Below are 24,262 nucleotides of genomic sequence, written 5' to 3' on the forward strand. Positions count from 1 at the left end.
TTTATGAGTGAATTTTCCCAGACAGTCCCCGAACTGGTTGCCTGGGCCAGAAAAAATGACTTCTCCATCTCTCTGCCGGTAGACAGACTTTCGTTCCTGCTGGCGGTTGCCACACTAAACGGTGAGCGACTCGACGGCGAGATGAGTGAAGGTGAACTGGTGGATGCGTTCCGCCATGTGAGTGATGCGTTTGAGCAAACCAGCGAAACCATCGGCGTACGCGCCAACAACGCGATCAACGATATGGTACGTCAACGTCTGCTGAACCGCTTTACCAGCGAGCAGGCGGAAGGCAACGCCATTTACCGTTTAACGCCATTGGGAATTGGCATCACGGATTACTATATTCGTCAGCGTGAATTCTCTACGCTACGTCTTTCGATGCAGTTGTCGATTGTTGCAGGTGAACTGAAACGCGCGGCGGATGCGGCAGCGGAAGGCGGCGATGAGTTCCACTGGCATCGCAACGTCTATGCGCCATTGAAATACTCGGTGGCGGAGATTTTCGACAGTATTGATCTGACCCAGCGCATCATGGATGAACAGCAGCAGCAGGTAAAAGACGATATTGCGCAACTGCTGAATAAAGACTGGCGGGCGGCTATTTCCAGCTGTGAACTGCTGCTTTCTGAAACGTCTGGTACGCTGCGTGAACTGCAGGATACGCTGGAAGCGGCGGGGGATAAGCTGCAGGCTAACCTGTTACGCATCCAGGACGCTACGATGACGCATGACGATTTACATTTCGTCGATCGGCTGGTATTTGACTTACAAAGCAAGCTTGACCGTATTATCAGTTGGGGTCAGCAGTCTATTGATTTGTGGATCGGCTACGATCGTCACGTGCATAAGTTTATCCGTACCGCGATCGATATGGATAAAAACCGTGTCTTTGCCCAGCGTCTGCGTCAGTCCGTGCAGACCTATTTTGACGAACCGTGGGCGCTGACCTATGCCAACGCCGATCGTCTGCTGGATATGCGTGACGAGGAGATGGTGCTGCGTGACGAAGAGGTCACCGGTGAGCTTCCGGCAGATCTGGAATATGAAGAATTTAACGAGATCCGTGAACAGCTGGCGGCGATCATCGAAGAACAGTTGGCTATCTACAAATCCAGACAAACACCACTGGATCTCGGTTTGGTAGTGCGCGAGTATCTGGCGCAATACCCACGTGCGCGTCATTTCGACGTCGCGCGTATTGTTATCGATCAGGCGGTACGCCTTGGCGTAGCGCAAGCAGATTTCACCGGACTGCCAGCCAAATGGCAGCCGATTAATGATTACGGAGCCAAGGTACAGGCGCATGTCATTGACAAATATTGAACAAGTGATGCCGGTAAAGCTGGCGCAGGCGCTGGCGAATCCGTTATTTCCGGCGCTGGATAGCGCCTTACGTTCGGGCCGTCACATCGGTCTGGATGAACTGGATAATCATGCCTTCCTGATGGATTTTCAGGAATATTTTGAAGAGTTTTACAGCCGCTATAACGTGGAATTGATCCGTGCGCCGGAAGGGTTCTTCTACCTTCGCCCGCGTTCAACGACGCTCATTCCCCGTTCGGTCCTGTCTGAACTGGACATGATGGTCGGTAAAATTCTTTGCTATCTCTATCTAAGCCCGGAACGCCTGGCGAACGAAGGGATTTTTACTCAGCAAGAGCTTTACGACGAACTGCTAACGCTGGCTGATGAAGCGAAGCTGCTGAAGCTGGTGAACAACCGTTCAACCGGTTCAGACGTTGATCGTCAGAAGCTCCAGGAAAAGGTTCGTTCTTCGTTAAACCGCCTGCGCCGTTTAGGCATGGTGTGGTTTATGGGCCACGACAGCAGCAAATTCCGGATTACGGAATCCGTTTTCCGCTTTGGCGCGGATGTGCGCAGCGGTGACGATCCGCGCGAAGCGCAGCGTCGCTTAATTCGTGATGGCGAAGCGATGCCGGTCGAGAACCGCCTGCAGCTCAACGATGAGCCTGAAGAGAATCAGCCGGACAGTGGAGAAGAAGAATAATGATTGAACGCGGTAAATTTCGCTCACTTACGCTGATTAACTGGAATGGTTTTTTTGCCCGTACGTTCGACCTTGACGAACTGGTTACCACGCTGTCCGGTGGTAACGGTGCGGGTAAATCCACCACCATGGCGGCATTTGTTACGGCACTCATCCCGGACTTAACGCTGCTGCATTTCCGTAACACCACCGAAGCCGGGGCAACCAGCGGTTCACGTGACAAGGGCCTGCACGGTAAGCTGAAGGCGGGTGTCTGTTACTCAATGCTCGATGTCCTCAACTCGCGCCATCAGCGCGTGGTCGTGGGTGTGCGTCTGCAACAGGTTGCCGGTCGCGATCGCAAAGTGGATATCAAACCGTTTGCCATTCAGGGACTGCCGATGTCGGTGCAGCCAACCCAATTGGTGACAGAAACGCTGAATGAACGCCAGGCGCGCGTGCTGTCCCTCTCTGAGCTGAAAGAGAAGCTTGATGAGATGGAAGGCGTGCAGTTTAAGCAGTTCAACTCAATAACTGATTATCACTCGCTGATGTTCGATCTGGGCATCATTGCCCGCCGCCTGCGCTCCGCGTCTGACCGTAGTAAATTCTATCGTCTGATTGAAGCCTCGCTGTACGGCGGGATCTCCAGCGCCATTACCCGTTCACTGCGTGACTACCTGCTACCAGAAAATAGCGGCGTACGTAAAGCGTTCCAGGATATGGAAGCCGCGCTGCGTGAAAACCGTATGACGCTGGAAGCGATTCGTGTAACCCAGTCTGACCGCGACCTGTTTAAGCATTTGATCAGCGAAGCGACCAACTATGTGGCCGCGGATTATATGCGCCACGCCAACGAACGTCGTATTCATCTCGATAAAGCGCTGGAATACCGTCGTGAGCTGCATACTTCACGCAAACAGCTGGCGGCAGAGCAGTATAAGCACGTGGATATGGCGCGCGAGCTGGGTGAGCACAACGGGGCGGAAGGCGATCTGGAAGCGGATTACCAGGCCGCGAGCGATCACCTTAATCTGGTGCAAACCGCGCTGCGTCAGCAGGAAAAAATTGAACGCTATGAAGCGGATCTTGAAGAACTGCAGATCCGGCTTGAAGAACAAAATGAGGTGGTTGCGGAAGCCGTTGACCGCCAGGATGAAAACGAAGCCCGCGCAGAAGCCGCTGAACTGGAAGTGGATGAGCTGAAAAGCCAGCTTGCTGATTACCAGCAGGCGCTGGACGTCCAGCAAACGCGAGCCATCCAGTATACTCAGGCGATCCAGGCGCTGAACCGGGCGAAAGAGCTTTGCCACTTACCGGATCTGACCGCCGACAGCGCTGCCGAATGGCTGGAAACTTTCCAGGCCAAAGAGCAGGAAGCTACTGAAAAACTGCTGACGCTGGAACAAAAAATGAGCGTGGCGCAAACCGCGCACAGTCAGTTCGAACAGGCTTATCAGCTGGTGGCGGCTATCAATGGCCCACTGGCGCGTGGTGAGGCCTGGAGTGTGGCGCGTGAACTGCTACGGGAAGGTGTTGAACAGCGCCATCTGGCGGAACAGGTTCAGCCGTTGCGTATGCGACTCAGCGAGCTGGAGCAGCGTCTGCGCGAACAACAAGACGCCGAGCGTCTACTGGCTGAATTCTGCAAACGTCAGGGTAAACAGTTCGATATCGATGAGCTGGAAGCCCTGCATCAGGAGCTGGAAGCGCGTATCGCCGCCTTGTCGGACAGCGTTTCTTCTGCCAGCGAACAGCGTATGACGTTGCGCCAGGAGCAGGAGCAACTTCAGTCTCGTATCCAGCATCTGATGAAACGCGCGCCTGTCTGGCTGGCCGCGCAAAATAGCCTGAACCAGCTTAGCGAGCAGTGCGGCGAAGAGTTTACCTCAAGCCAGGACGTAACCGAGTATCTGCAACAACTGCTGGAGCGCGAGCGTGAAGCCATTGTTGAGCGTGATGAAGTCGGCGCGCGCAAAAATGCGGTTGATGAAGAGATTGAACGTTTAAGTCAGCCCGGTGGGGCGGAAGATCAGCGCCTGAACGCGCTCGCGGAACGCTTCGGCGGCGTGCTGCTGTCAGAAATCTATGACGACGTTAGCCTTGAAGATGCGCCGTACTTCTCAGCGCTGTACGGACCTTCGCGTCATGCTATCGTGGTGCCGGATCTGTCTCTGATTACCGAACAGCTTGAAGGGCTGACGGATTGCCCGGAAGATCTCTATTTCATTGAAGGGGATCCGCAGTCGTTTGATGACAGCGTGTTCAGCGTTGATGAGCTGGAAAAAGCGGTAGTGGTGAAAACCGCCGAGCGTCAGTGGCGTTATTCCCGCTTCCCGACGGTGCCGATTTTTGGTCGTGCAGCGCGCGAAAGCCGTATCGAAACCCTGCATGCCGAGCGTGAAGGGCTGTCTGAACGTTTCGCCACGCTCTCCTTTGACGTCCAGAAAACCCAGCGTCTGCATCAGGCGTTCAGTCGCTTTATTGGCAGCCATCTGTCGGTGGCGTTTGAAGACGATCCTGAAGCGGAAATTCGCCAACTGAATGGCCGTCGCGTTGAACTGGAACGTGCGCTAACCAATCATGAAAATGATAACCAGCAAAGCCGTATGCAGTTTGAACAGGCGAAAGAGGGAGTATCAGCGCTTAACCGCCTGCTGCCGCGTTTGAATCTGCTGGCGGATGACACGCTGGCCGATCGCGTGGACGAAATTCGCGAGCGTCTGGATGAAGCCCAGGAAGCGGCGCGTTTTGTGCAGCAGCACGGCAATCAGTTAGCCAAACTGGAACCTATCGTTTCTGTTCTGCAAAATGACCCTGAGCAGTTTGAACAGCTGAAGGAAGACTACGCGTATTCCCAGCAAATGCAGCGCGATGCGCGTCAGCAGGCTTTTGCCCTGACCGAAGTGGTGCAGCGTCGGGCGCATTTCAGCTATTCCGACTCTGCCGAAATGCTTAGCGGCAACAGCGATCTGAACGAAAAACTGCGTGAGCGCCTGGAACAGGCGGAAGCGGAACGTACTCGCGCCCGTGAAGCGCTACGCAGCCACGCCGCACAGTTAAGCCAGTACAACCAGGTCATGGCGTCGCTGAAAAGCTCCTATGACACCAAAAAAGAGCTGCTTAACGATTTACAACGTGAACTGCAGGATATCGGTGTTCGTGCGGACAGTGGTGCCGAAGAGCGCGCGCGTATTCGTCGTGATGAACTACATGCGCAGCTCAGCAATAACCGTGCGCGCCGAAACCAACTGGAAAAAGCCCTGACCTTCTGCGAAGCGGAGATGGACAACCTGACCCGCAGGCTGCGCAAGCTGGAACGTGATTATTTTGAGATGCGCGAGCAGGTGGTTACCGCAAAAGCTGGATGGTGTGCGGTGATGCGGATGGTGAAAGATAACGGCGTTGAACGCCGCCTGCACCGTCGTGAGCTGGCGTACCTTTCCGGTGATGAACTGCGCTCGATGTCGGATAAGGCGCTCGGTGCGCTGCGTCTGGCGGTTGCGGATAACGAACACCTGCGCGATGTGCTGCGCATGTCTGAAGATCCAAAACGCCCAGAGCGTAAAATTCAGTTCTTTGTCGCGGTTTACCAGCATCTGCGTGAACGTATTCGCCAGGATATTATCCGTACCGACGATCCGGTTGAAGCCATCGAACAGATGGAGATTGAGCTGAGCCGTCTGACGGAAGAATTGACTTCCCGCGAACAGAAGCTGGCGATCAGCTCTCGCAGCGTGGCAAATATCATCCGTAAGACCATTCAGCGCGAACAGAACCGTATTCGCATGCTAAACCAGGGACTGCAAAGCGTGTCGTTTGGCCAGGTAAACAGCGTTCGTCTGAACGTCAACGTACGTGAGACGCATGCTACCTTGCTGGACGTACTTTCCGAACAGCATGAACAGCACCAGGATCTGTTTAACAGTAATCGCCTGACCTTCTCTGAAGCGCTGGCGAAGCTGTATCAGCGTCTGAATCCGCAAATTGATATGGGGCAACGTACGCCGCAAACCATTGGTGAAGAGCTGCTGGATTACCGTAACTATCTGGAAATGGAAGTTGAGGTTAACCGTGGCTCTGACGGCTGGCTGCGAGCTGAATCTGGCGCGCTGTCAACGGGTGAGGCGATCGGTACCGGGATGTCTATTCTGGTGATGGTTGTACAAAGCTGGGAAGACGAAGGGCGTAGATTACGCGGGAAAGATATTTCTCCTTGCCGTCTGCTGTTCCTTGATGAAGCTGCGCGACTCGATGCGCGCTCTATCGCGACCCTGTTTGAACTGTGCGAGCGTTTGCAAATGCAGCTGATTATCGCCGCGCCGGAAAACATCAGCCCAGAGAAAGGCACTACCTATAAACTGGTGCGTAAAGTCTTCCAGAACACCGAACACGTTCACGTGGTGGGTCTGCGCGGGTTTGCGCCTCAGTTACCTGAGCCGTTACCTGGCACCGAAGATGCTTCCTCGCAGGCAAGCTAAACAAAAAGGCGGCTAAATGGCCGCCTTCTTTTTTTCCGAAAATTCTCAATACCTGGTGTAATTTCTTTAGACTTCTTTACATTAGGTTAGGCAAAAACTTTTTCATGTTTATATACTAAAGGTAAGCCTAACGCGTCACAGGCTTGCTCGTCATACTTCAGCTTGTATTGGCGTTTTACAGGTCCGACCCCGTTAAAATAAAAGGGGAATACATACGGCCTGGCTACTCAAAGTATGATAAAGAAAACAGGGGGCAAGGGATGTTGCTTAATAAAATGTGTGGTCGTCGGCTGTCGGCAATCAGTTTGTGCCTGGCCGTAACATTCGCTCCACTGTTCAATGCGCAGGCCGATGAGCCTGAAATGATCCCTGGCGATAGCTCAGCGACCGTCAGTGAACAGCCAACAGCGTTATCACAGCCGCAGGTTCAATCTTCCGCGACGGCTATCATGGCGGGTATTCAACCGCTGCCTGAGGGGGTGTCAATTGATAACGCCCGCGCTGAACTACAATCTCAACTTCCAGCGGGCTATACCCCGGTTTATATGAGCCAGCTGGAACTGCTGTATGCCGCACGCGAAATGAAACCGATGTGGGAAAATCGTGATGCGGTAAAAGCCTTTCAGCAACAGTTAGCCGAGGTGGCGATTGCCGGTTTTCAGCCGCAGTTTACTACCTGGGTCGCACTTCTGACTGACCCGGCAGTTACGGGCCAGGCGCGGGACATCGTCCTCTCTGATGCGATGATGGGCTATCTGCACTTTATCGCCAACATCCCCGTCAAAGGTAATCGCTGGCTCTATAGTAATAAGCCCTATGCGCTGACGACCCCACCAATTTCCGTGATCAATCAGTGGCAGGTGGCGCTGGATAATGGTCAACTGACTTCGTTTATTGCCAACCTGGCACCTCAGCATCCACAGTATGCGGCAATGCATGAATCATTGCTCAAGCTGGTGGGCGATACGCGCCCCTGGCCGCAGTTAACCAGTACCGCAACGCTGCGTCCAGGAGAGTGGAGTAACGACATCCCTGCGCTGCGTGAAATTTTGTGGCGCACCGGGATGCTGGAATCTGTTGTCAGTCCGGCTGCCAAAGAAGGTCGTAGCGCTTACGATCGTGAACTTGTTGACGCGGTAAAGCGTTTTCAGACGTGGCAGGGGCTTGGAGCCGATGGTGCGATTGGCCCTGCGACGCGTGACTGGTTGAACGTGACGCCGGCTCAGCGTGCGGGGGTGCTGGCATTAAATATTCAGCGCTTGCGCCTGCTGCCTGGTGAGTTGTCTACCGGTATCATGGTGAACATTCCTGCCTACTCACTGGTTTATTATCAGAACGGCAATCAGTTGCTGGCCTCGCGCGTGATCGTCGGGCGTCCCGATCGTAAAACGCCAATGATGAGCAGCGCGCTGAATAACGTAGTCGTTAACCCGCCGTGGAACGTGCCGCCAACGCTGGCCCGAAAAGATATCCTGCCTAAGGTCTGGAATGATCCGGGGTATCTTGAGCGTCACGGTTATACCGTGATGCGCGGCTGGAACAGCAAAGAGACGATAGATCCGTGGCAGGTAGACTGGGCTACCATCACTGCCTCCAATCTGCCGTTCCGCTTCCAGCAGGCTCCGGGAGCGCGTAACTCGCTCGGACGCTATAAATTCAACATGCCGAGTTCGGACGCTATTTATCTGCACGACACGCCGAACCACAATCTGTTCCAGAAGGATACGCGGGCATTAAGCTCCGGCTGCGTGCGGGTGAATAAGGCCTCTGAGCTGGCAAATATGCTGCTACAGGATGCGGGCTGGAATGATACGCGCATCTCGGATGCCCTGAAGCAAGGGGATACGCGGTACGTGAATATTCGCCAGAATATCCCGGTCAACCTCTACTATCTGACCGCATTTGTTGGCCCTGATGGTCGTACGCAGTATCGTACAGATATTTACAATTACGATCTGACAGCGCGATCCAGTGCACAAATTGTGTCAAAAGCCGAACAATTAATCAGATAAATGAAGCAGTTCGAGGAAAATGATTGTCGTAAGTTATGTTGGAAACGGGGCGAAATGGCTGCAAGCCCCGTATTTCCTGGGGTTGGGAGCCTTGACGTGGACTACTTAGCCAGATAAGGTTTCCTGCGTGCGCTAGAGCATACATACGATAACATTGACCTTGTAGACCTTAATACCATGGACAAATTTGACGCTAATCGCCGCAAACTGCTGGCGCTTGGTGGCATTGCCCTCGGCGCTGCCATCCTGCCTACGCCTGCGTTTGCCACACTCTCTACCCCACGTCCGCGTATATTGACTCTGAATAACCTGCATACTGGTGAGTCAATAAAAGCAGAGTTTTTTGATGGCAGGGGCTATATTCAGGACGAATTAGCAAAACTTAACCACTTTTTCCGTGATTTTCGGGCCAATAAAGTGAAATCCATTGACCCGGGACTGTTTGATCAACTCTTCCGTCTGCAGGGCCTGCTGGGCACGCGTAAACCCGTACAGCTTATCTCAGGCTATCGCTCTATCGATACCAATAACGAACTCCGTGCGCGCAGCCGCGGTGTGGCAAAGAAAAGCTACCACACTAAAGGCCAGGCCATGGATTTCCATATCGAAGGCATCGCATTAAGCAATATTCGCAAAGCTGCGTTATCTATGCGCGCAGGTGGTGTAGGATACTACCCCAGCAGTAACTTTGTGCATATCGACACCGGGCCTGCACGGCACTGGTGATCCATAAGCTTAATGAAACAGGAGCTGTATGAACTATCGTATTATTCCGGTCACTGCATTCGCCCAGAACTGCTCGTTGATCTGGTGTGAGCAGACTCGTCTGGCCGCGCTGGTCGATCCTGGCGGAGATGCCGAGAAAATCAAACAGGAAGTGGATGCCAGCGGTCTGACGCTTATGCAGATCCTGCTTACCCATGGTCATCTTGATCACGTAGGCGCGGCGGCTGAACTGGCACAGCATTATGGTGTACCAGTTATTGGCCCGGAAAAAGAAGATGAGTTCTGGCTACAAGGACTCCCTGCTCAGAGTCGCATGTTTGGCCTGGGCGATTGTGAGCCGCTGACGCCGGATCGCTGGTTGAATGAAGGCGACCGGGTAAGCGTGGGCAATGTAACGTTACAGGTGCTGCATTGTCCGGGTCATACGCCAGGACATGTGGTCTTCTTTGATGAACAATCAAAGTTACTGATTTCAGGTGATGTGATTTTCAAAGGTGGCGTAGGGCGCAGCGATTTTCCTCGCGGGGATCACAGCCAATTGATTGATTCGATTAAACGTAAACTGTTGCCGTTGGGTGATGACGTGACGTTTATTCCGGGTCACGGCCCTCTTTCTACGCTGGGTAACGAACGGCTACATAACCCGTTCCTGCAGGATGAAATGCCCGTCTGGTAACACACAGATTAATAAAAAGGCCGCTATTGCGGCCTTTTTTGTGCGCGATAGATTACAGTACTGCGACAATCGCTTCGCACAGCGGCGCCATATTGTCTGGCGTCATCCCTGCCACGTTTACGCGTCCGGAAGCGACGGCATAGACACCAAACTCTTCACGCAGGCGCAGAACCTGCTCTTTGGTCAGGCCGCTGAATGAGAACATGCCGTTCTGTTTGATGATAAAGCTGAAGTCGCGGTTTGCACCTTTCTCCTGCAGCGTATTCACGAACAGTAAACGCATGCGCTGAATGCGTTGGCGCATATCAGTCAGCTCTTGTTCCCAGATGGCGCGCAGTGCGTCGTTGCTCAGAATCGTGGCGACTACGGATGCGCCGTGTGCTGGTGGGTTGGAATAGTTAGCACGAATGGCGGATTTCATCTGGCTAAATGCACGGTCGACGGTTTCAGCATCGGCAGCCACCAGCGTACAAGCACCTACGCGCTCATTGTACAGACCAAAATTCTTGGAATAGGAGCTTGCGACGATCAGCTCTTTGTGCAGCGCTGCAAATGCGCGCAGACCTTCTGCATCTTCTTCCAGACCGCGGGCAAAGCCCTGGTATGCGAAGTCAAACAGCGGCAACCAACCTTTTTCGACAGAAAGCTGAGCCAGCGTTTGCCACTGCTCCAGCGTAGGATCGATACCGGTTGGGTTATGGCAGCAGCCGTGGAATAACACCACGTCGCCAGCCTGCGCTTCGCTGAGGCTTGCCAGCAGCGCATCAAAATCTAATGAGTGATTCGCTGCATCGTAATAGTTGTATTCACGAACCTCCAGACCGGTAGAGTTAAAGACACTCTTATGGTTCGGCCAGCTAGGATTGCTCACCCATACGCGTTTAGCTGAGGTGTTTTTAGCCAGGAAATCAGCTGCCACACGCAATGCGCCAGTGCCGCCAGGGGTCTGAGCTGTACGTGCGCGTTTGTCGTTGATAAGCGAACTCTCTTTACCAAACAGTAATTCCTGAGTGCAGCGACCAAACTCTGGAATACCGTCGATGCCAAGGTAATTTTTGGTGGTTTCATTTTCCAGTATATATTGCTCGGCTTTTTTAACGCTGGTCAGTACCGGCGTTTTGCCTGTCTCATCTTTATATACACCGATCCCCAGGTTTATTTTTCCAGGGCGGTCATCGGCACGAAACAAATCAGCCAGACCCAAAATGGGGTCGGCAGGAGCGGCAGTAATGTTCTCAAACATGACGAGGTTCCATAGTGATAACAGAAGGGAAGTCCGCTATCAGGTTAACGGTAGATTTACAAAATGCCAACCGTTACTGACGAAAAGCTGAGGTGTTTTTTTAAGACGCAAGAATCCGCTAGCAGAGATAAAAAAACAGGACCGAAGTCCTGTTTTTTAGGCATTTAACAAAGAGGTCTGCTATTAGAACTGGTAAACGATACCCACTGCAACGGTGTCGTCAGAGCCTACGCCCAGTTTGTTGTCAGAATCGATCTGGTTGATGATGTAATCAACATAGGTGGACATGTTTTTGTTGAAGTAGTAAGTCGCACCCACTTCGAAGTAGTTCACCAGATCTACGTCGCCGATTCCTTCGATGTCCTTACCTTTAGATTTGGTATAGGCGAGGGACGGACGCAGGCCGAAGTCGAACTGGTACTGAGCAACCAACAGCACGTCTTCAGTTTTGTTAGCATAACCGTTAGAGATACGGGTTGCGTTACGGGTTTCGCTGTAGTTCGCTGCCAGGTAAATGTTGTTCGCATCGTACTTAACACCGGTCGCCCACTGCTCAGCTTTCGCGCCGCGGCCATAGGCCAGCTGCTCTTGCGCGTTGGTACGGTCAGCTGCACCGTAAGCACCGACGATACCGAAACCATCCATTTCGTAGCTTACGGAACCGCCAACGCCGTCGCCGTTAGAACGGGTTGGGCTGCTAGAGCGTTCGTTTTTACCCAGGTACTGTACAGCGAAGTTCAGGCCTTCAACCAGACCGAAGAAGTTAGAGTTACGGTAGGTTGCGAGACCGCCGTTACGCTGGGAGAAGAACTGGTCAGAAGCAGCGGTATCACCACCGAATTCTGGCAGCATATCGGTGTAACCCAGAGCATCGTATACAACGCCGTAGTTACGACCGTAATCGAAGGAGCCTGCGTCACCAAATTTCAAACCAGCAAACGCCAGACGGGTTTTGTTGCCTTTCTGGGCATCGTCACCGCCTTCTGCGTTATTGCCGCTGAACTGGTATTCCCACTGGCCGTAACCGGTCAGTTGGTCGTTAATCTGAGTTTCCCCTTTGAAACCAAGACGGGCATAGGTCTGATCGCCGTTAGGCGCGTAGGCGTTATCACCGTTGTGCTTGGAAAAATAGTGCAGACCCACAGCTTTACCGTAGATGTCTACTTTGTTGCCATCTTTGTTATAAACTTCTGCAGCGTTAGCTGCCCCGGCTACCAGCAGAGCAGGGATAACCACTGCCAGAATATTGCGCTTCATCATTATTTATTACCCTCATCGGTTTTTATATGACACCTGCCACTGCCGCCAATAAATTCCGTCAATAAAAATTTACGGAACTATTGATGAGAGTTTGGTGTCTTTATGTGTCTGACAGGCATCTTTCCATTCAAACTAACGTTTCGCTACCGTCAAAGTGCTACAAAGATAAAGATTTAGTTTCAAAAAGAAAAAATGTGTAACTAAATGTTATTTTTGTGCAACTTTGTGAACAACTTCAAACTTCAGATGTCTCTGCGCTAAAAATCACCGCTTCTATTTCTATTTATATGATTTTCTTATGTTTAATTTAGATAATCCCCATTTTTCTCTGATCTGACAGGAAGTTTCTGTTTTACAGATGGCTATTTTTGGACGTCCGGAGCGCCGTGCAAATGGTTAGAAAATGTACTATTTAGTCAGAAAATGCTAATCCACAATAAAAATACTGATTATTTTTTGTTCAAATGTGTTGCGGTGAAATATTACGTAACAGGAAGGGAGAAGAGGAAGGGTTGTGTTTAACGCGGGAGGGGGATCCCAAAATGTGATGTGGCTATAAAAAAGGCCAGCAATGCTGGCCTTTGTCTCTAAATGCAGGTTTAGAACGTAGCGTTACGCGGGGTGCGCGGGAACGGAATAACATCACGGACGTTCTGTACGCCGGTAACGTAAGCGATCAGACGCTCGAAGCCCAAACCGAAGCCGGAATGTGGCACGGTACCGTAGCGACGCAGGTCGCGATACCACCAGTAATCTTCTTTGTTCAGACCCATCTCCAGCATACGGGCATCCAGTACGTCCAGACGCTCTTCACGCTGAGAACCACCGATGATTTCACCGATTCCCGGAGCCAGTACGTCCATTGCTGCAACGGTTTTACCGTCTTCGTTAAGGCGCATATAAAACGCTTTGATATCTTTCGGGTAGTTTTTAACCACCACCGGCGCTTTAAAATGCTCTTCAGCAAGGTAACGTTCGTGTTCAGAAGACAAGTCCACACCCCAGTAAACTGGGTTTTCAAACTGTTTGCCGCATTTTTCCAGGATGCTAACCGCGTCGGTGTAATCCACCTGAGCGAAGTCTGCGTCAATGAAACGTTCCAGGCGCGAAATCGCGTCTTTGTCGACACGTTCAGCGAAGAATTTCATGTCATCTGCACGCTCTGCCAGTACGGCTTTAAACGCGTACTTCAGCATCGCTTCAGCCAGAGCTGCAACATCGTTCAGGTCGGCGAAAGCCACTTCTGGCTCCAGCATCCAGAACTCTGCCAGGTGACGGCTGGTGTTAGAGTTTTCTGCACGGAACGTCGGACCAAAGGTATAAATTTTGGACAGGGCGCAGGCATAGGTTTCACCGTTCAACTGACCAGAAACGGTCAGGAAGGCTTCTTTACCAAAGAAGTCTTTATCGAAGTCGACTTTGCCCTGATCGTTACGCGGCAGGTTTTCCAGATCCAGCGTAGACACTCGGAACATTTCACCGGCACCTTCCGTATCGGAAGCGGTGATCAACGGAGTCGATACCCAAAAGAAACCCTGCTCGTGGAAGAAACGATGCAGAGCTTGCGCCAGCGTATGGCGTACACGCGCGACTGCACCAATCATGTTGGTACGCGGACGCATGTGCGCCACTTCACGCAGATACTCAATGCTGTGACGCTTAGCTGCCATTGGGTAGGTGTCAGGATCTTCAACCCAGCCCGTTACTTCAACCTCAGTGGCCTGAATTTCAAAGCTCTGTCCTTGTCCAGGTGATGCAACGACTTTACCCGTTACGATAACTGAACAACCCGTCGTCAGGCGCAGTACGTCCTGATTGTAATTGGGCAGAGAATTATTGATGACGGCCTGTACAGGATCAAAGCAGGAACCGTCATAAACGGCGAGGAAGGAGATGCCAGCTTTTGAATCTCGGCGGGTACGCACCCATCCGCGCACGGTGACTTCGCTGTCAACGGCTACGCGGCCCTGGAGTACGTCGGCTACAGGCACAACGCTCATAATATTCTCTCTGTTAATAGTCGGATATATAAACACATGTCCACCCGTAATGGGGGGATACCTATGTTACCTGGCATCTGCAATCAGACAAGCAGAATTCGTAGCTGGAGTGAAAGATTTCGGAAATAAACGCGAATAAGGGAGCCAAAATGGCTCCCTGGAAGGCTTAACTGGCTTTTTTGATATGCGGGAGATCGAAGGCTTTGCGCAGTGCGCGAACAAACGCTTTATCATGGCAGATGGTTTTACCCGGGCTGTCAGATAACTTCGCTACTGGTTTGCCGTTACACTCCACCAGTTTGATAACGATATTGAGCGGCTTAACCTGGGGAATATCGCAGGTTAGTCGTGTCCCAATGCCAAAACTCAACTGCACGCGAGAAGAGAAGTGGCGGTATAGCTCAATCGCTTTTTTCAGATCGAGATTATCTGAAAACACCAGCGTTTTGCTCAGCGGATCAATGCCCAGTTTTTCATAATGGGCGATGGCTTTTTCACCCCATTCTACCGGATCGCCTGAGTCGTGACGTAAGCCCTGGTAACGGGTAGCGAACTCAACGCCAAAGTCGCGTAAAAACGCGTCCATGGTGATGCAATCGGTCAATGCAATGCCGAGTTGGTCAGGATATTCATTTAACCAGGCGGCAAGGGCTACGCGCTGGCTGGTAGCAAGTTCAGGACTGATTTGCTGATGAGCCTGGAACCACTCATGCGCCTGCGTACCCATTGGGGTTAATGACAGGCGGCGGGCCAGATCGTAGTTACTGGTGCCGACAAACCAGGACTCTTGCTGCAGGCGTTTAACTATAGCTTGCTGCACTTCGCGCGAAAAACGCCGGCGCGTACCGAAATCCATCAGATGGAAGCGGGACATATCGACATCTTTCGTTAAAGCAGAGAATTCTACTAGTTTGCTTTCCAGCTCATCGAGTGCCTGCGGGACGCCTGATTCGGGCGAACGGTAACGGTGTACCAGCTCACTAATCACCGCCAACAGCGGGACTTCCCACATAATCACTTCACGCCACGGACCGGTTAAGCGGATGTTTAGCTTACCGTTATCATTGGTGACGCAAACCTGTTCCGGGTTATAGCGGAAATCACGTAACCAGGTGAGGTAATCAGCTTTAAAGAAAGGCAGGCCGGAGAGCCACTGGTACTCGTCCTCCTGCAGTCGCAGGTGTTGCATAGCATTCACCTGCTCACGAATAGAATCGGCATAAATACCGAGCAGGTCATCGCCACGGCAACGAAATTCAGCCGCTACTTGTACATCATAGTAGTGGTGAAAAACGGCTTGCTGCATATGCAACTTATAAGCGTCTGTATCCAGCAGCGAGTGCAGAACAGGAGAAGCGAATTGTGTCATAGGTGCGCAGTAGCATCCTCTCACGGGAGCGTTTAGTACAATAAACAACTAAGAAAACCGCTGGAGTATACCCTGTTTAGCGATTTATTGAACCCCGATCACACCATAAGCTGTCTTTCTGGTCGAGGGCATTTCGTGCCGCGTGTTATAAAAATGTAGCAAAAAGGGTGTTTGTGCCTGAAAAGATGAACATTCTGCGTAGCGCGATTTACGCAACAGGAATAGACTGAAGCCGAGACTCTACCAAAGATGCTAAAGGTTTTTTATGACACAACAGCCACAAGCCAAATACCGTCACGACTATCGTGCGCCGGATTACCAGATTACTGATATTGACTTGACCTTTGACCTGGATGCTGAAAAAACCGTGGTCACCGCAGTGAGCCAGGCTGTCCGTCATGGCGCGCCTGATGCGCCTCTGCGCCTGAATGGCGAAGATCTGACTCTGGTGTCGATCCACGTGAACGACGAGCCGTGGACAGAGTATAAAGAAGAAGAGGGCGCTCTGGTCATCAATCAACTGCCGGAACGTTTTACGCTGCGTATCGTGAATGAAATTAGCCCAGCGGCCAATACCGCGCTGGAAGGACTGTACAAGTCCGGCGACGCGCTGTGCACCCAGTGTGAAGCGGAAGGTTTCCGTCATATTACCTGGTATCTCGACAGGCCTGATGTCCTGGCGCGTTTTACCACCAAAATTATCGCCGATAAAACCCAATATCCGTTCCTGCTCTCCAACGGTAACCGCGTGGCGCAGGGGGAACTGGAAAATGGTCGTCACTGGGTACAGTGGCAGGATCCGTTCCCGAAACCGTGCTATCTGTTTGCGCTGGTAGCCGGCGATTTCGACGTTCTTCGCGACACCTTTACTACCCGTTCCGGGCGTGAAGTAGCGCTGGAACTGTACGTCGATCGCGGCAACCTTGACCGCGCGCCGTGGGCGATGACCTCGCTGAAAAACTCCATGAAATGGGATGAAGAGCGCTTTGGCCTCGAGTATGACCTCGATATCTATATGATTGTCGCCGTGGATTTCTTCAACATGGGCGCGATGGAGAATAAAGGTCTGAACATCTTTAACTCCAAATATGTGCTGGCACGTACCGATACCGCCACCGATAAAGACTACCTCGATATTGAGCGCGTCATCGGTCATGAGTATTTCCACAACTGGACCGGCAACCGCGTGACCTGTCGCGACTGGTTCCAGTTGAGCCTGAAAGAAGGGTTAACCGTGTTCCGCGATCAGGAGTTCAGTTCCGATCTCGGCTCACGTGCGGTAAACCGGATCAGCAATGTGCGTACCATGCGTGGCCTGCAGTTTGCCGAGGATGCCAGCCCAATGGCGCATCCTATCCGTCCGGATATGGTCATCGAAATGAACAACTTCTATACCCTGACCGTGTACGAAAAGGGCGCTGAAGTGATTCGTATGATCCACACCTTGCTGGGTGAGGCTAACTTCCAGAAAGGGATGCAACTGTACTTTGAGCGTCACGACGGCAGTGCTGCCACCTGTGATGATTTCGTGCAGGCGATGGAAGATGCGTCCAACGTCGATCTCTCGCATTTCCGCCGCTGGTACAGTCAGTCCGGTACGCCGATTCTGACCGTGCGTGATGACTACAATCCGTCAACTGAGCAGTACACGCTGACTATCAGCCAGCGCACGCCGGCCACGCCGGATCAGGCCGAAAAACAGCCGCTGCATATTCCTTTCGCCCTTGAGTTGTATGACAACGAAGGGAAAGTGATCCCGTTACAAAAAGGCGGGCATCCGGTGAATTCCGTACTGAACGTCACTCAGGCAGAGCAGACGTTTGTCTTTGATAACGTCTACTTCCAGCCGGTTCCGGCGCTGCTGTGCGAATTCTCCGCGCCGGTCAAACTGGAATACAAATGGAGCGATCAGCAACTGACCTTCCTGATGCGTCATGCGCGTAACGATTTCTCTCGTTGGGACGCGGCGCAAAGCCTGCTGGCGACCTATATTAAGCTTAACGTTGCCCGGCATCAGCAGGGCCAGCCGCTGTCGCTGCCGGTACACGTGGCCGATGCATTCCGCGCAATTCTGCTGGATGAGAAAATCGATCCGGCGCTGGCGGCAGAGATCCTGACGCTGCCTTCAGTAAACGAAATTGCAGAACTGTTTGATATCATCGATCCGGTGGCGATAACCGAAGTACGCGAAGCGTTAACCCGCACGCTGGCAGCCGAGCTGGCGGATGAATTCCTCGCCATCTATAACGCTAATCATCTTGATGAGTACCGCGTTGAGCATGCCGATATTGGCAAGCGTACGCTGCGTAACGCCTGCCTACGTTTCCTGGCCTTTGGCGAAACCCATCTGGCTGACACGCTGGTAAGCAAGCAGTACCGCGAAGCCAACAACATGACCGATGCGCTGGCGGCGCTGTCGGCGGCAGTGGCGGCACAACTGCCTTGTCGCGACGCGCTAATGCAGGAGTATGACGATAAGTGGCACCATGACGGCCTGGTGATGGACAAATGGTTTATCCTGCAATCCACAAGCCCGGCGAGAAACGTGCTGGAAACGGTTCGTGGCCTGCTGAAGCATCGCTCTTTCAGTATGAGTAACCCGAACCGAATCCGTTCTCTGATCGGTGCCTTTGCGGGTAGCAACCCGGCGGCATTCCATGCGGAAGATGGTAGCGGCTATCAGTTCCTGGTCGACATGCTGACTGAACTCAATAGCCGTAACCCTCAGGTGGCATCACGTCTGATTGAGCCGCTGATTCGCTTAAAACGTTATGATGCAAAACGTCAGGCGAAGATGCGTGCGGCGCTGGAACAGCTGAAAGGTCTGGAGAATCTCTCCGGCGATCTGTATGAGAAGATTGACAAAGCGTTAGCCTGAAACGTTGACCTGTAGTTTAGTAGGCCGGATAAGGCGGTAACGCCGCCATCCGGCAAAAGGCCCGGTAAGCGCTACCGGGCCTTGTTTTCTGAGTGTTTATCCATGTCGACGGATCGGTTGTTCCGTCTCGCCGCGTTTCATGACCCGGTTCAACACTTCCGCTTCCAGCTCGGCTAACCGCACCGATCCCAAACGGCGGGGGCGCTGAATATCCACCGTCAGATCCAGCCCGATTTTTCCATCCTCAATCAGCAATACGCGATCGGCCATTGCCACCGCTTCGCTGACGTCATGAGTGACCAACAGAACGGTAAAGCCGTGCTCTTGCCATAAAGAAACAATCAGATCCTGCATTTCAAGGCGGGTTAGGGCATCCAGAGCGCCGAGGGGTTCGTCCAGCAGCAGCAAACCGGGGCGATGAATTAATGCCCGCGCCAGGGCCACACGCTGTTTTTGTCCACCGGACAGCGCAGCCGGCCATTCGCGAGCACGACTCTCCAACCCAACTGCGGCCAGCGCATCTCGGGCCGCATCGCGCCACTGACCTTTCAGACCCAGGCCCACATTATCGATAACCGTCTTCCATGGCAGCAGGCGCGCATCCTGAAACATCATTCGCGTATCATCCTGAATATCCGCCAGTGGGGTGGTTCCGGCAAGTAATGCGCCTGAGGAGGGGGACTCCAGTCCAGCCAGCAGACGCAGCAACGTGCTTTTACCACCGCCGCTGCGGCCAACCACGGCAACGAATTGTCCGGCCGGAATGTGCAAATTTAACTGATTGAGCACCGTATTGGCGGCGTATTGTTTCGTCACGGCGCTCAGCAACAGCGGCGTGCCCTGGTTCAAGCGAGCGGTATTCATACGGTAGCCTCCTTCACATGGTAAGCCGGGTTCCAGCGCAGCCAGATTCGCTCCAGCAATTGGGCGCTGACGTCGGCCAATTTGCCGAGCAGGGCGTAGAGAATAATGGCCACCACGACCACATCGGTTTGCAGAAATTCGCGGGCGTTCATCGCCAGGTAACCGATACCGGCATTGGCTGAAATGGTTTCTGCGACGATAAGCGTCAGCCACATCAGTCCGAGAGCAAAACGTACGCCGACCATAATTGAGGGCAGGGCTCCTGGGAGGATCACATGAAGGAACAGTGAAAAGCCGGACAACCCATAGCTGCGTGCCATTTCTACCAGCCCACGATCGATATTACGGATCCCATGCCAGGTGTTAATGTAAATCGGGAACAGCGTGCCCAGGGCGACGAGAAAGATCTTGGCGGATTCATCAATACCGAACCACAAAATTACCAGCGGGATCAGCGCCAGATGCGGTACGTTACGTAGCATCTGCACCGAAGTATCCAGCAGACGTTCTCCCCAACGCGAAAGACCGCTGATCAGTCCCAGCGTCAGGCCAATCGATCCACCGATGGAGAATCCGATCAGCGCGCGCCATGAGCTGATTGCCAGATGCTGCCAAAGCTCGCCGCTGGCGGAAAGCGTCCAGAAGGCTTCGACAACGCCCTCCGGTGAGGGCAGGATGCGGGTGGACAGCCAGCCCATTGATGATGCGAGCTGCCAGAGCGCCACCATACCTACCGGTAAAAACCAGGGCGCGAGGCGCAATAACCACCTGTTTTTCGGCGTTGTCATTCGCAGCTCCTTAGCTTTGCGCGACTTTGCGCGGGATAAATTCGTTTGCCACCGCTTCGCCTTGTTGTTGCAGGCGTTGTGGCTGCGGAATTTCTGGTATAGCGACATCCAGGTGAGGGAACAGCAGCTCGCCAACCTTGTACGCCTCTTCCAGATGCGGATACCCGGACAACACAAAGCTGTCGATTCCCAGTGCGGCATACTCGTTGATACGCGCCGCGACGGTAGGACCATCTCCGACCAGCGCGGTACCCGCGCCACCGCGAACCAGTCCAACACCTGCCCACAGATTCGGGCTAATTTCCAGTTTGTCGCGTTTACCGTTGTGCAGTGCCGCCATTCGCTGCTGACCAACTGAATCCGTTCTTGAGAAGGCGACCTGGGCTTTGGCAATGGTGTCGTCATCCAGATGGGCTATCAGACTATCCGCCGCCTGCCATGCCTCTTGCGTTGTCTCCCGTACGATCACATGCAGACGAATACCAAAGCGGATCTTGCGCCCAAGCGCCGCCGCTTTGGTTCGCACCTGTTCAATCTTCGCTTTCACCTGCTCAGGGGGCTCGCCCCAGGTCAGATAGAGATCAACCTGCTCGGCAGCAAGGTCTTGTGCGACATCAGACGAGCCGCCGAAATAAAGCGGTGGCCGGGGTTGTTGTACGGGAGGGAAAAACAGCTTCGCGCCGCGAACATGAATATGTTTGCCGTTGAAATCCACCGTTTCACCTTGCAGCAGTCGCCGCCAGACCTGAGTAAATTCAGCAGAGGCTTCATAGCGCTCGGTGTGATCGAGGAATACACCGTCACCAGCCAGTTCCTGTGGATCGCTACCGGTCACCAGGTTAAATAACGCCCGGCCGTTTGAAAGTCTGTCGAGCGTAGCAGCCTGACGCGCGGCGACCGTCGGCGAGGTTACGCTTGGACGCAACGCGACCAGGAACTTTAATCGCTGGGTGACCGGGATCATCGAGGCGGCAACCAGCCAGGCATCTTCGCAGGAGCGACCGGTTGGGATGAGAACACCGGTAAATCCCAGGCGATCGGCTGTTTGCGCAATTTGTTGCAGATATCCGTGATCGACCGGGCGCGAACCTTCTTCTGTCCCCAGATAATGGCCGTCACCGTGGGTGGGTAAAAACCAGAACATGTTCAGACTCATAATTTTTCTCCTGCCTGTTGAGTGGGTTGCCAGATACGCTGGCGAATATCGATTTTTTTTGGCAGCAACCGGTTGTCATAAAACAGATCGGCGGTTTGTTGTTGCAGAGCGGCAACAGAAGCGCTGACGGGCGTGATGGTGGTTGGCGGGCGGTGATCCAGATAAGACGCAATGACCGGCTCGGGCAGGCCCATGGTTTTAGCCAGCAGGGAAATGCTTTGTTGGCGCTGGCTGAGGGTTAACGCATCGGCCTGGCTAAAGGTATCCAGCACGCCAAGTACAAAAGCACCATTTTTCTCGGCATAAGGACGTGCTGCGAGATAAAACGAACCGGTCTGTTTGAGGTCTGAACCGTCTTTTAGCACGCGTACATCGCCTTGCAGTAATGCGGCGGAATAGTAGGGATCCCAGATAGCCCACGCATCCACGTTTCCTTGCTGGAAGGCCGCTCGCGCATCTGCAGGAGTCAGATAAGTCGGCTGAATATCGGTAAATTTCAACCCGGCTTGTTGCAGCGCGCGGAGCAGTAAATTGTGGGCGCTGGAACCTTTCTGAAAGGCGACTTTATGTCCTTTAAGCTGCTCGACGCTCTGGATCGGGCTATTTTTCGGCACCAGAATTACTTCGGCTTTTGGTTTAGGCGGTTCAACGCCCACGTAAACCAGATCGGCTCCGGCGGCCTGGGCGAAAATCGGCGGAATGTCACCGGTACTGCCGAGATCGATACTGCCGATATTGAGTGCTTCCAGCATTTGCGGCCCAGCCGGGAATTCAACCCACGAGATTTTGGTCTGCGGATAGCGTTTCTCCAGTAGCTGATGGCTTTTAGCCAGCACCATACTGACGCTTCCTTTTTGATAACCAATGCGCAGGGCATCGGGGGCCGATTCTGCGGCATGCCCCAGGGGTGACAGTGACAACAGCCCGGTCAGCGCCAGCCAGGACGTGTGACGCTTGAGAAGATCAAGCATGGGCGGCACCTCGCAGGGTGTTCAGTTGAGGGAGTTGGATATCGCGACGATGCAACGCCAGCCAGAAGGTGTCGAGCGCACTGTCCAGACGCTGCTGCAGGTTGGGCGTAAACTGCGGTTTATGTTGATAATCGATGACCTGCGAATCATCGGCAAACACGCCGTGCAGGATCTCCTGAGCTTTTAACGCGCTCAGGACCGGTTTCAGGGCGTAATCGACGGCCAGTAAATGCGCTACGCTGCCGCCGGTCGCCAGCGGCAAAACCACTTTTCCTTCCAGCGCCCGCTCGGGGAGCAAATCGAGCAGCGTTTTCAGTGCGCCAGAGTAAGCGGCTTTATAGACCGGGGTTGCGACAATCAGCCCGTCAGCATCCTGCAGTTGTTCGATAAATGTCTTTAACGCCGGACTGTCGAAACGGGCATAGATCAGGTCTTCCGGGGTAAAGTTGTGCAGATTCCAGTGAAAGATTTCGACATCCTGATCGTTTAGTTTTTCTCGGGCATATTCCAGTAACGCACTGGAGCGAGAAGGAAAGCGAGGGCTCCCCGCCAGAGTGATGACGCGCATAATTTCATTCTCCACTTATAACCAATTGTTTGCTTTTAATTAACATTGATAACAATTTGTGCAGTCTGGCAGAGAGGCTTTGTTTATCGAAATGATTTATACGGGATAGAAAAGTTGGAAATTGAATAAAAAGGCAGGGGCGAGGAAAACGATTGCTATTTATTGCCGCAGGTCAATTCCCTTTTTGCTCGCGATCGCACATAATACGCCCCCGGTTTGCACACCGGGAATCCAGGAGAGTTCATGTACTACCCCTTCGTTCGTAAAGCCCTTTTTCAGCTCGATCCAGAGCGCGCCCATGAATTGACATTCCAGCAATTACGTCGCATTACCGGCACGCCGCTCGAAGCGCTTGTCCGCCAGAAAGTACCCGCAAAACCGGTTACCTGTATGGGGCTGACGTTTAAAAATCCACTCGGGCTTGCTGCCGGACTGGATAAAGACGGGGAGTGCATTGACGCACTCGGCGCGATGGGATTTGGCTCCATTGAGATTGGTACTGTGACGCCGCGGCCTCAGCCGGGTAACGATAAACCGCGTCTGTTCCGTCTGGTCGATGCGGAAGGTTTGATCAACCGCATGGGGTTTAATAACCTGGGGGTTGATAACCTGGTTGAGAACGTTAAAAAATCGCATTTTGACGGTATTCTGGGGATTAATATTGGTAAGAATAAAGATACTCCGGTAGAGAATGGCAAAGATGACTATCTGATTTGTATGGAAAAAGTCTATGCTTACGCCGGTTATATCGCGATTAATATCTCTTCACCAAATACGCCGGGATTACGTACACTGCAATACGGCGAGGCGCTGGACGATCTCCTGACGGCAATTAAAAATAAGCAAAATGATCTGCAAGCGATCCACCATAAATATGTTCCGGTGGTGGTAAAGATCGCGCCGGATCTTTCTCTGGAAGAACTGATCCAGGTTGCTGACAGTTTAGTTCGTCATAATATTGATGGCGTAATTGCAACTAACACTACTCTCGATCGTTCTCTCGTTCAGGGAATGAAAAATTGCGATCAAATGGGGGGCCTGAGCGGTCGACCATTGCAATTAAAAAGTACAGAAATTATTCGCCAGCTGTCTCAGGAATTAAAAGGTCATCTGCCGATTATTGGTGTTGGCGGTATCGACTCGGTGATTGCCGCGCGTGAGAAAATAGCTGCCGGTGCAACCCTCGTACAGATTTATTCAGGCTTTATTTTTAAAGGCCCGCCGTTGATTAAAGAAATCGTCGCCAATATCTGAATGCTACCTTAATCACAATCCAGGGC

General features: G+C 52.8%; 17 protein-coding genes. 8 read left to right on the top strand and 9 right to left on the bottom strand.

From position 1 onward, the window contains the following. The first annotated feature begins 3 nt into the window (after positions 1-3). From mukF to OGV77_RS19585, 6 genes are all read left to right on the top strand, one after another. Positions 4-1,326 carry a chromosome partition protein MukF gene (gene mukF, locus OGV77_RS19560; protein WP_043015768.1) on the top strand — a complete coding sequence of 441 codons (1,323 nt, stop codon included), beginning with the start codon at positions 4-6 and terminating at the stop codon, positions 1,324-1,326. Further along, a complete protein-coding gene (mukE, locus tag OGV77_RS19565; protein ID WP_016152457.1) occupies positions 1,307-2,011 on the top strand; it encodes a chromosome partition protein MukE in 705 nt (234 codons plus the stop codon). Before mukF ends, mukE begins: the two co-directional genes overlap by 20 nt. After that, on the top strand, positions 2,011-6,471 hold the full coding sequence (gene mukB / locus OGV77_RS19570) for a chromosome partition protein MukB (protein WP_043015769.1): 4,461 nt from the start codon (positions 2,011-2,013) through the stop codon (positions 6,469-6,471). Before mukE ends, mukB begins: the two co-directional genes overlap by 1 nt. A gap of 260 nt (positions 6,472-6,731) precedes the next feature. Then, positions 6,732-8,483: a L,D-transpeptidase gene (gene ldtD, locus OGV77_RS19575; RefSeq protein ID WP_286502962.1), complete on the top strand. Its 1,752-nt coding sequence runs from the start codon at positions 6,732-6,734 to the stop codon at positions 8,481-8,483. 177 nt (positions 8,484-8,660) lie between these two features. After that, the gene (mepK, locus tag OGV77_RS19580) at positions 8,661-9,209 is read left to right on the top strand and encodes a peptidoglycan L,D-endopeptidase MepK (protein ID WP_003831948.1); all 549 of its coding nucleotides are present in this window, start codon (positions 8,661-8,663) and stop codon (positions 9,207-9,209) included. A 28-nt stretch (positions 9,210-9,237) separates the two neighbouring features. Then, positions 9,238-9,885, top strand: a complete 648-nt coding sequence (locus OGV77_RS19585; RefSeq protein WP_003035823.1) for an MBL fold metallo-hydrolase — start codon at positions 9,238-9,240, stop codon at positions 9,883-9,885. Between the two features lie 52 nt (positions 9,886-9,937). Here the strand turns inward: OGV77_RS19585 and aspC are convergent, their stop codons facing one another. The 4 genes from aspC to pncB all read right to left on the bottom strand — a co-directional run bounded on the left by aspC (position 9,938) and on the right by pncB (position 15,757). Then, complete coding sequence (gene aspC / locus OGV77_RS19590) at positions 9,938-11,128, bottom strand: aspartate transaminase (RefSeq protein WP_286502963.1); 1,191 nt, start codon at positions 11,126-11,128, stop codon at positions 9,938-9,940. Between the two features lie 183 nt (positions 11,129-11,311). Beyond that, complete coding sequence (ompF, locus tag OGV77_RS19595) at positions 11,312-12,388, bottom strand: porin OmpF (protein ID WP_075144922.1); 1,077 nt, start codon at positions 12,386-12,388, stop codon at positions 11,312-11,314. 599 nt (positions 12,389-12,987) lie between these two features. Continuing rightward, the gene (asnS, locus tag OGV77_RS19600; protein WP_043015773.1) at positions 12,988-14,388 is read right to left on the bottom strand and encodes an asparagine--tRNA ligase; all 1,401 of its coding nucleotides are present in this window, start codon (positions 14,386-14,388) and stop codon (positions 12,988-12,990) included. 166 nt (positions 14,389-14,554) lie between these two features. After that, entirely contained in the window at positions 14,555-15,757 is a 1,203-nt protein-coding gene (gene pncB, locus OGV77_RS19605; protein ID WP_043015774.1) for a nicotinate phosphoribosyltransferase, read from the bottom strand. Positions 15,758-16,022: 265 nt separating this feature from the next. On the opposite strand from pncB, the gene pepN reads away from it, so the two are divergent. Further along, the gene (gene pepN, locus OGV77_RS19610) at positions 16,023-18,635 is read left to right on the top strand and encodes an aminopeptidase N (protein ID WP_100194157.1); all 2,613 of its coding nucleotides are present in this window, start codon (positions 16,023-16,025) and stop codon (positions 18,633-18,635) included. A 96-nt stretch (positions 18,636-18,731) separates the two neighbouring features. Here pepN and ssuB read toward each other — a convergent pair whose 3' ends face one another. From ssuB to ssuE, 5 genes are read right to left on the bottom strand one after another with little or no spacing between them, the layout of a single operon-like run. Further along, the gene (gene ssuB, locus OGV77_RS19615) at positions 18,732-19,499 is read right to left on the bottom strand and encodes an aliphatic sulfonates ABC transporter ATP-binding protein (protein WP_043015776.1); all 768 of its coding nucleotides are present in this window, start codon (positions 19,497-19,499) and stop codon (positions 18,732-18,734) included. Beyond that, the gene (gene ssuC / locus OGV77_RS19620) at positions 19,496-20,287 is read right to left on the bottom strand and encodes an aliphatic sulfonate ABC transporter permease SsuC (protein WP_047412294.1); all 792 of its coding nucleotides are present in this window, start codon (positions 20,285-20,287) and stop codon (positions 19,496-19,498) included. Before ssuC ends, ssuB begins: the two co-directional genes overlap by 4 nt. Positions 20,288-20,297: 10 nt before the next feature. Next, positions 20,298-21,443: an FMNH2-dependent alkanesulfonate monooxygenase gene (ssuD, locus tag OGV77_RS19625; protein ID WP_087051468.1), complete on the bottom strand. Its 1,146-nt coding sequence runs from the start codon at positions 21,441-21,443 to the stop codon at positions 20,298-20,300. Next, positions 21,440-22,414, bottom strand: coding sequence for a sulfonate ABC transporter substrate-binding protein (locus OGV77_RS19630; RefSeq protein WP_080625450.1), 975 nt, complete (start codon positions 22,412-22,414; stop codon positions 21,440-21,442). Before OGV77_RS19630 ends, ssuD begins: the two co-directional genes overlap by 4 nt. Further along, positions 22,407-22,982: an NADPH-dependent FMN reductase gene (ssuE, locus tag OGV77_RS19635; protein WP_043015780.1), complete on the bottom strand. Its 576-nt coding sequence runs from the start codon at positions 22,980-22,982 to the stop codon at positions 22,407-22,409. Before ssuE ends, OGV77_RS19630 begins: the two co-directional genes overlap by 8 nt. A gap of 243 nt (positions 22,983-23,225) precedes the next feature. Between ssuE and pyrD the strand changes: the two genes are divergently transcribed. After that, positions 23,226-24,236 carry a quinone-dependent dihydroorotate dehydrogenase gene (gene pyrD / locus OGV77_RS19640; protein ID WP_087050383.1) on the top strand — a complete coding sequence of 337 codons (1,011 nt, stop codon included), beginning with the start codon at positions 23,226-23,228 and terminating at the stop codon, positions 24,234-24,236. The last annotated feature ends 26 nt before the right edge of the window (positions 24,237-24,262 follow it).

Source organism: Citrobacter sp. Ce129, assembly GCF_030334545.1.
Lineage (GTDB): Bacteria > Pseudomonadota > Gammaproteobacteria > Enterobacterales > Enterobacteriaceae > Citrobacter > Citrobacter europaeus.

Excerpts from the sequence above, each read along its gene's own strand:
- mukF (WP_043015768.1), top strand. The coding sequence starts at position 4 with ATGAGTGAATTTTCCCAGACAGTCCCCGAACTGGTTGCCTGGGCCAGA.
- mukE (WP_016152457.1), top strand. The coding sequence starts at position 1,307 with ATGTCATTGACAAATATTGAACAAGTGATGCCGGTAAAGCTGGCGCAG.
- mukB (WP_043015769.1), top strand. The coding sequence starts at position 2,011 with ATGATTGAACGCGGTAAATTTCGCTCACTTACGCTGATTAACTGGAAT.
- ldtD (WP_286502962.1), top strand. The coding sequence starts at position 6,732 with ATGTTGCTTAATAAAATGTGTGGTCGTCGGCTGTCGGCAATCAGTTTG.
- mepK (WP_003831948.1), top strand. The coding sequence starts at position 8,661 with ATGGACAAATTTGACGCTAATCGCCGCAAACTGCTGGCGCTTGGTGGC.
- OGV77_RS19585 (WP_003035823.1), top strand. The coding sequence starts at position 9,238 with ATGAACTATCGTATTATTCCGGTCACTGCATTCGCCCAGAACTGCTCG.
- aspC (WP_286502963.1), bottom strand. The coding sequence starts at position 11,128 with ATGTTTGAGAACATTACTGCCGCTCCTGCCGACCCCATTTTGGGTCTG.
- ompF (WP_075144922.1), bottom strand. The coding sequence starts at position 12,388 with ATGATGAAGCGCAATATTCTGGCAGTGGTTATCCCTGCTCTGCTGGTA.
- asnS (WP_043015773.1), bottom strand. The coding sequence starts at position 14,388 with ATGAGCGTTGTGCCTGTAGCCGACGTACTCCAGGGCCGCGTAGCCGTT.
- pncB (WP_043015774.1), bottom strand. The coding sequence starts at position 15,757 with ATGACACAATTCGCTTCTCCTGTTCTGCACTCGCTGCTGGATACAGAC.
- pepN (WP_100194157.1), top strand. The coding sequence starts at position 16,023 with ATGACACAACAGCCACAAGCCAAATACCGTCACGACTATCGTGCGCCG.
- ssuB (WP_043015776.1), bottom strand. The coding sequence starts at position 19,499 with ATGAATACCGCTCGCTTGAACCAGGGCACGCCGCTGTTGCTGAGCGCC.
- ssuC (WP_047412294.1), bottom strand. The coding sequence starts at position 20,287 with ATGACAACGCCGAAAAACAGGTGGTTATTGCGCCTCGCGCCCTGGTTT.
- ssuD (WP_087051468.1), bottom strand. The coding sequence starts at position 21,443 with ATGAGTCTGAACATGTTCTGGTTTTTACCCACCCACGGTGACGGCCAT.
- OGV77_RS19630 (WP_080625450.1), bottom strand. The coding sequence starts at position 22,414 with ATGCTTGATCTTCTCAAGCGTCACACGTCCTGGCTGGCGCTGACCGGG.
- ssuE (WP_043015780.1), bottom strand. The coding sequence starts at position 22,982 with ATGCGCGTCATCACTCTGGCGGGGAGCCCTCGCTTTCCTTCTCGCTCC.
- pyrD (WP_087050383.1), top strand. The coding sequence starts at position 23,226 with ATGTACTACCCCTTCGTTCGTAAAGCCCTTTTTCAGCTCGATCCAGAG.